Origin of the sequence: Sphaerospermopsis sp. LEGE 08334, from assembly GCF_015207205.1 — a bacterium.
GTDB lineage: Bacteria > Cyanobacteriota > Cyanobacteriia > Cyanobacteriales > Nostocaceae > Sphaerospermopsis.
On the sequence record NZ_JADEXH010000025.1, the window covers coordinates 81,569 to 88,423 of the forward strand.

The 6,855-nt window shown below is 38.3% G+C and carries 6 protein-coding genes, 1 pseudogene and 1 CRISPR repeat array; of the genes and pseudogenes, 4 read left to right on the forward strand and 3 right to left on the reverse strand.

Going from position 1 to position 6,855, the window contains the following annotated elements; translation table 11 throughout:
- The first annotated feature begins 7 nt into the window (after positions 1-7).
- The 4 genes from IQ237_RS15265 (at position 8) to IQ237_RS15280 (ending at position 1,999) form a co-directional block, all read left to right on the forward strand.
- Complete coding sequence (locus tag IQ237_RS15265; protein WP_194056579.1) at positions 8-496, forward strand: hypothetical protein; 489 nt, start codon at positions 8-10, stop codon at positions 494-496.
- Positions 493-924, forward strand: coding sequence for a HEPN domain-containing protein (locus IQ237_RS15270; RefSeq protein WP_194056581.1), 432 nt, complete (start codon positions 493-495; stop codon positions 922-924). The genes IQ237_RS15265 and IQ237_RS15270 overlap by 4 nt, the downstream gene beginning before the upstream one ends.
- A 34-nt stretch (positions 925-958) precedes the next feature.
- The gene (locus IQ237_RS15275; RefSeq protein ID WP_194056601.1) at positions 959-1,342 is read left to right on the forward strand and encodes a VOC family protein; all 384 of its coding nucleotides are present in this window, start codon (positions 959-961) and stop codon (positions 1,340-1,342) included.
- Between the two features lie 81 nt (positions 1,343-1,423).
- On the forward strand, positions 1,424-1,999 hold the full coding sequence (locus IQ237_RS15280; protein ID WP_194056583.1) for a gamma-glutamylcyclotransferase: 576 nt from the start codon (positions 1,424-1,426) through the stop codon (positions 1,997-1,999).
- Between the two features lie 43 nt (positions 2,000-2,042).
- Here IQ237_RS15280 and recR read toward each other — a convergent pair whose 3' ends face one another.
- From recR to IQ237_RS15295, 3 genes and pseudogenes are all read right to left on the reverse strand, one after another.
- Positions 2,043-2,600, reverse strand: a complete 558-nt coding sequence (recR, locus tag IQ237_RS15285) for a recombination mediator RecR (RefSeq protein ID WP_228020333.1) — start codon at positions 2,598-2,600, stop codon at positions 2,043-2,045.
- Between the two features lie 749 nt (positions 2,601-3,349).
- Positions 3,350-3,744: direct repeats of the CRISPR family, unit length 36 nt; unit sequence GTTTCCATCCCCTTGCGGGGAAATGAGTTTGGAAAG.
- Positions 3,745-4,130: 386 nt separating this feature from the next.
- Positions 4,131-6,317 (reverse strand): HAD-IIB family hydrolase, encoded by a 2,187-nt coding sequence (locus tag IQ237_RS15290; RefSeq protein WP_194056585.1) that lies wholly within the window; start codon positions 6,315-6,317, stop codon positions 4,131-4,133.
- A gap of 417 nt (positions 6,318-6,734) precedes the next feature.
- A pseudogene (locus IQ237_RS15295) lies at positions 6,735-6,855 on the reverse strand (photosystem II q(b) protein); the annotation flags it as partial.

Here is a 6,855-nt window from a genome sequence, read left to right on the forward strand (position 1 = left end):
TGGTAAAATGCTCTTAGAAAAGCGAAATACAAAGTTATTAGACAAAAGTGCTGATATAACTAATCGGCAAAAATTATATATAGATAATAATTCTGTTCAAAAAGATAATTGGTTTCATATCAAAACAGAACAACTACATAAACCTCTTTTGAAAGATACCGGATGGACTTATAAATTAAGCAAAATCGGTTTCTTTTACAGAGTAGAAAACGTTATTGATGTACACAGGTTTTTGCAAAAGCATTCAAACCTGATAGATGTGCTGCTAGAAGCTCATCGACAAATAAGAAAATATTTTCCCACTGAGAAATTAAGATTAAAGTTGTACGTTGATCCTGAATCTCCTCAATGGGAGAAACTGGTACTTTCTATTTGTGCTAGTGCAGAATCTGTTGATCAAGCTCTAAATCAACTAGATGAACTGGATGAAAATTGGTGGATAGATGCTTCATTAGGGGTTGCTGTAAATCTTTGTATTCATTTGGATTTTGAATGAAATTTGATTGGTTAAGTTATTTAGAGGTTGCAGAAACTTTATATAATGAAGTAATTAGTACCTCAAATCAGGCAAATAGTGCATCAATTAATGAAGCGAAAATACGCGCTTGTATTAGTAGGGCATATTACTCTGCTTTCTGTTTAACTAGAAACTATTTACGAGATTTTGAAGGATATGATAATTTAAAAACCCTTAAATATAGTGTACATGAATATGTAATTACAGAATTAAAGAGTTATACTAAAAACCGTGATTTTGGAAAATTAGGAGAAATTTTAGAGCGGTTACGTCTTCTTAGGTGTGAAGTTGACTATGAAGATTATATAGCTGCTAATACTCTTATTTCTAAAGCAAAACAAGCGATTAAGGATGCCAAAAAGGTAATTGATTTATTGAATAAGTTTACCAGTGGCAAGAAACCATAGAACTGTTTTTAAGAATAGAAGAAAGCAATTTATGATAAAAATATTAAATATTCATCACATCGCTATCATTTGTTCAAATTACCAAAAATCAAAACATTTTTATGTTGATATTCTCGGTTTCCCCATTATTCACGAAACCTTCCGTAAAGAGAGAAATTCCTATAAACTAGATTTAAAAGTAGGAAATACCCAAATTGAATTATTCTCCTTTCCTCACCCTCCCGCAAGACCTAGTAAACCCGAAGCTTGTGGTTTAAGACATCTTGCTTTTGCAGTTGAGAATATTGAAGAAAGTGTCAAATATTTAAACTCTCAAAATATCGAAGTTGAAAATATCAGAGTTGATGAAATTACAGGCAAGAAATTTACCTTTTTTCAAGACCCAGATAATTTACCATTAGAAATTTACGAACTTTAAATATATTGAATATGATCTGAATATGATAATTTATGATCATTAACGTAATACCATTATTATATTATCATATAAAGCAGCAATATGAGTAATCACAGTGGACAAATAAACCACAGTTGGGTACAACCTCAAAATCCTGCAAAGGTAGAGATAGAACCGACATTTTATTATTTTGCCTATGGTTCTTGTATGTGTCCAGTGGATTTAAAGCGATCGCTTGGTGAAAATACATATCCTTATGTCATCGGACCGGCTATATTAAAAGAATATAAACTCAGATTTTATGGTTATTCCCCTCTTCGTAAATGTGGGGTTTTAGATGTGGTAAATGATTCTACATCCTTAGTTACAGGTGTACTTTATCAGCTACCTTGGAGACTCAGCGAACATCTCGATCAACGTGAAGGTGTTTCCCAACAATTCTATCGTCATGAAATAGTAGACATTCACCACAAAGATCAAATATACAAAAATGTTCGTACTTATGTAGTAGTGAACAAATTAAATGAAGAAGTTGCACCTAATGATTGGTATTTTAACGTTGTGCTAAGGGGTGCAATCACCTGTGGACTACCTGAAGAATATTGTTGGCATTTATTTAATAAAATGCACCAATTACAACAAAAGTATCAAGTATCAAAAAAAGTAATTGATAATTGATAATTGATAATTATTTCTTCTTCTGACTCCTGACTCCTGCTTACTAATCTAATTCCCGTCGTCCTTCTAAAGCCCTAGCCAGAGTAATTTCATCAGCATACTCTAAATCACCACCCACAGGTAAACCAAAAGCAATGCGCGTTACCTTGGTAAATGGTTTGAGTAGCTGTCCTATATATAATGTAGTTGTTTCCCCTTCCACACTGGGACTAATAGCCATAATTACTTCCTGGGGTTTTTGTTGACTAACTCTCCTTACCAAAGCTTGAACCGTCAACTGTTCAGGTCCAATACCATCCATCGGCGAAATTACCCCACCCAAAACATGATACTTCCCTTTATACTCGCGGGTTTTTTCCAAAGCTATCACATCACGGGAATCTGCAACTACACAAATAGTTTGATTATCCCGGTTAGGGTTGCGACAGATATCACATACAGGTTCAGCAGAAAGGTGAAAGCAAACCTGACACAAACCTACCTGTTTTTTAGCATCAATCAATGCCTGTGCTAAAGCTTCAACTTCAGATTCTGGACGCTTCAAAATATGCAACGCTAGACGCTGGGCAGATTTTGGACCCACACCAGGAAGGCGTTGCAGTTGTTCAATTAACCGGGCTAAAGGACGTGCGTAAACCGTAGTTTTATCTCCAGTATTTTCTCAACTTTAATATCATGACATTTTTGGGGAGTTTTGGAGAAACTGTCTGAATCAGGATGTCCAGGATTAAAGGATGAACAGGATGAAAAAAGCGGTTTTAGGGACTTAGGACTTACGCACTGTACAAATTAACCATGATATGTATTAACCATAATAGTGTGTTCCAGGCTTTAATCAATGATGATATTGCTCGTAAAAAGAACAATATTGTAGGGGTTTAGCAATGCTCATAAGTGTCAGCTTAACGTAAAACCCATAACCCGACTGGGAATGAATTCCCAGTCTAATAGCAAAAGTCATCTAAAGATGACTAAAAATACCCATAAATCTATAGTTTACTTTAGTAAACTTTGGCTATTAGCCATGAAATTCATTTTATGGCGGGTGTGGAAGCTAACAGATAAGGCATTTTTTGGTTAAGTTGACACCATTAAGCAATGCTAAACCCCTACGATAAATATGGGTTTTAGGACTATACACATTTAAAGTTTATTGTCAATGCGTAACTACTAGGACTTCCAAGAAATAAATGATCCAATATTGTGGGATGGGCTTCTAGCCCGTCCGGGTTTAAGGGCAGGCAAGACTTGTACTGAGCGTGTCGAAGTATGCCTACCCCACAAGAACTGATTGTATATTTTTTTATCTGGAAGTCCCTGATCAGCAATTAGAGTATAGCAAAAGATGTTCTTTCCATCCCCTTGCGGGGAAGTGAGTTGGGAAAGGAGTATGACTGCTGTAGCAACCCCAGAGTGGAAGTGGAGTAGTTTCCATCCCCTTGCGGGGAAGTGAGTTGGGAAAGGTGCAGATGTTGGGAAGGTATACGAGAGTATCCCGTTTCCATCCCCTTGCGGGGAAATGAGTTTGGAAAGCCATCTTCTGCCCAGCGAAGATCCAGAATATAAAAAGTTTCCATCCCCTTGCGGGGAAATGAGTTTGGAAAGTTCTAACGTGTTCGACTCAAAGGCCACCGCGGCCGTTTCCATCCCCTTGCGGGGAAATGAGTTTGGAAAGCAAAGTTGTGGCGTTCGCAAAGGCGGCATTTGAAGTTTCCATCCCCTTGCGGGGAAATGAGTTTGTAAAGAGTTCACTTCTGGAAACCTTACAGAGCAAGGGTTTCAGATACCCTAATCGACGCATCTCTGAAAAATGGAAAAAAAACTTCAAGAAATGGTCAAAATTGCAGCCTGAAATCCTTATGGTGTAAGCCATCGACACATCTGAACGAAGTTATGCGGTTTTCAAGGTTCGGGCGAGGTGTGTCGATAAATCTGAACACATTACATTAATATAGATGATTTCACTGAAATTGTCAAGCCGTTCGATAATTAACAATTGACAATTGACAATGACCTCTCCCTGAAAGTCAGAAGCTTGAAAAATCGGAAATTTTTGGGTTTTTACCCTGGAAAGGAGAGGTTTTAAACCTTGAATAAAACAATTAAATTATCAATTGTCAATTGTCAATTATCAATTAATTTTGTGAGACAAATTCCCAAAAAAGTCATAGTGATCTAAAGCTTCCAAAATGCCCCAAGCATAATTACCTTGGGCAAAATAAATCTGTGGCAAACCCCGCAGCTTTTCAATTTCTGGACTGTAATTTCCTACCACAACTCCTAAAGTATTACCACCAAGCATAGTTTCATCATTACCTGATGCTCCTGCTACTAAAAAACGGTTAACAGGTAAACCCCATTTTAAAGCCACATAGCGAATCGCATCACCCTTAGAAGCTCGAATAGGCACTAAATCCAGATACATATTGTGACTATAAATTCCCTTCACAGGTAGTTGTTGACGACGCAAATGGCGGATAATTTCCCGGAAACTAGGCGCTTTAGCCTCATCCACAAAATAACTGATTTTAAACTTGCGTTGAGCTTCTGGTGGTTGCAATTCTACACCGGGGATATTCTTCATTGCTTGGCGAATTGCTTTAGCTTGCCATTGATAGCCAATATGTTTTTGCCAACCTGTATCTGTGACAATCTGCGGACCATAATAAATTTCACTACCTGCTGATGTAATTAACAAGTCTGGCATGGGGAAACGCCATTCTTCTAACATACTCAAGGTACTTTCTAAAGTGCGACCTGTGGCAATACCCACCCCTGTAGTATGTCCTTCGCTACGTATGCGATGAATCAATTTTTCTAAAGCTTCTTTGTCACCCATTAGGGTATTATCAATTTCACAAACTAAAAAACGGTCTGCCGTTGGTAAGTGGTTTGTATCAGGTATATTCCAGTCTGGATGTTCAGCAGCAGGAGATGCAGGTAGGGGACTAAGTAAAGATTGAATTTTTGGTTGAGGAAATAGACGGATTTTTTCTAGATATTTCTCAACGTGACTATCCCAGGAAAAATGTTTGCAGACATTAACTGAACCATTATCAGACCAGCGTTGCCATTTTTCCGTATCTTTTAAAGTGGTGCGGAGAGCATTTTGGATATCTTGACTATTCAGAGGATCAATCAATAAACCATTTTTACAAGCTGCTAAGATATCCCTCGGACCGCCGTCAGTAGTGGCAACAATAGGTACACCACAAGCACTAGCTTCTATCAAGGTTAACCCAAATGGCTCTGTGAGTGCTGGATTAATAAATACTCCTTTGGTTTTAGCTGTCAATCTATATAAATCCGGTACATCATCAGCGTTATGATGTTTAGGATAAGCAACATGACCATAAAGATCATAGCGGTCTATTAATTGCAATATCTCCATAAATACCTGACGCGGACCAGATTCCATCGTCATGATGTCATCTCGTTTCCCCAGTACAATTACCAGGTTAGCCAATTTACGCAACTCAGGATCTTCGCCATAGGCTTTAATGAGACTGCTGACGTTTTTTCTAATTGCGGGGCGAGAAAGCGCCATAATGATTGGCTTTTGGGGATCTTTGAGAAAGCGATCTAATTCTTTTTGAATGGGTGGGTTGTGCCAATTATCTGCTGGTGGGTAAAATCTTTCTAAGGTAACACCAGGAGGAATCACCACCATTCTTTCTGGTTGATAGCGATCGTATACACTATACTGCTGTTCAACTTCTTGATTCGTACTGGCTATAACTAAAGCTGCACCACCCAGGGTAATTTCTTCTGCTTCAATTCTGGTACTGATGTGAAAATGATCTTCGATAACTTCCTGTTTTGTTCCCTGTTCTAATAATCGTTGCTGCTTGACTCTTCCCAAGGAATGTCCAGTATGCACTAGAGGCGTTCCTAACCAACCAGCAACCCGACTACCAATATATCCTGCGTCTGCGTAGTGTGTATGAATTACATCGGGGATTCTTCCCACTTTGCGGATGTGTTTGAGTAGTTCATCTGCAAAGGTGTCTAAATGTGGCCACAAAACTTCTTTTCTCAAATAACGACGGGGACCACAAGCAAGACGAACTATTTGCGCTTTGTCTGAAAGTTTTTCTATCGGTTGGGCATAGTCTGGACTAACTTTGGGATCATTCACCAACCGGGTAACTAAATCAACTCTTTCTACTTGGGGATTTTTGGCTAAAGTGTTGGTAAGTTCAACTACATATTTTGTTTGTCCACCAGTATCTGCATCTCTTCCTAACTCTAAATTCTGACCTCTAATTAAACCGTGAACACTGACGAGTATAATGTACAGTCCTGGGCTGTTGGACATTTGTCTTCCTCCATAATTGACTGTATGGCACGCTGTATTTAGCTTTTTATACCAAATGGACTTTTGTGTTACAAGTTAGTTGTCTATCATATCATGTTTCGTTGAATACTTATCATATATGTTGAGGTTGGGAATAGGCAATGGGTAATTGGTAATTGGGAAAAGATACAGCAGGAGTTCAAGGAGTCAGGAGTCAGGAGTCAGGAGTCAGGGAGAGAATATTAACTTTTGCCTTTTGCCTTTTGCCTTTGGCGATTCATATCATGTCCGGTGGAACACTTACGATCTCTGTCAACAATAGGTGATTTTTGGACTAACCGATACAAAAAAGCTGATTTCTTACCCTAAAACAAAAATACCCCCCATTATTGGAGGGTATTTTCTTATTTAACTAAGCTTATTAAACCCAGTTTCAAATTAACCGTTGATTGCAGGAGCAGTCAAAGCAACGGGAGCAACTTCACCAGCAGCTAAGTCTAAGGGGAAGTTGTGAGCGTTACGCTCGTGCATTACTTCCATACCTAAGTTAGCGCGGTTG

What these genes read in the sequence shown, in the direction of transcription:
- IQ237_RS15280 (WP_194056583.1), top strand. Translation starts at nt 1,424, where the DNA reads ATGAGTAATCACAGTGGACAAATAAACCACAGTTGGGTACAACCTCAA.
- IQ237_RS15270 (WP_194056581.1), top strand. Translation starts at nt 493, where the DNA reads ATGAAATTTGATTGGTTAAGTTATTTAGAGGTTGCAGAAACTTTATAT.
- IQ237_RS15265 (WP_194056579.1), top strand. Translation starts at nt 8, where the DNA reads ATGCTCTTAGAAAAGCGAAATACAAAGTTATTAGACAAAAGTGCTGAT.
- IQ237_RS15290 (WP_194056585.1), bottom strand. Translation starts at nt 6,317, where the DNA reads ATGTCCAACAGCCCAGGACTGTACATTATACTCGTCAGTGTTCACGGT.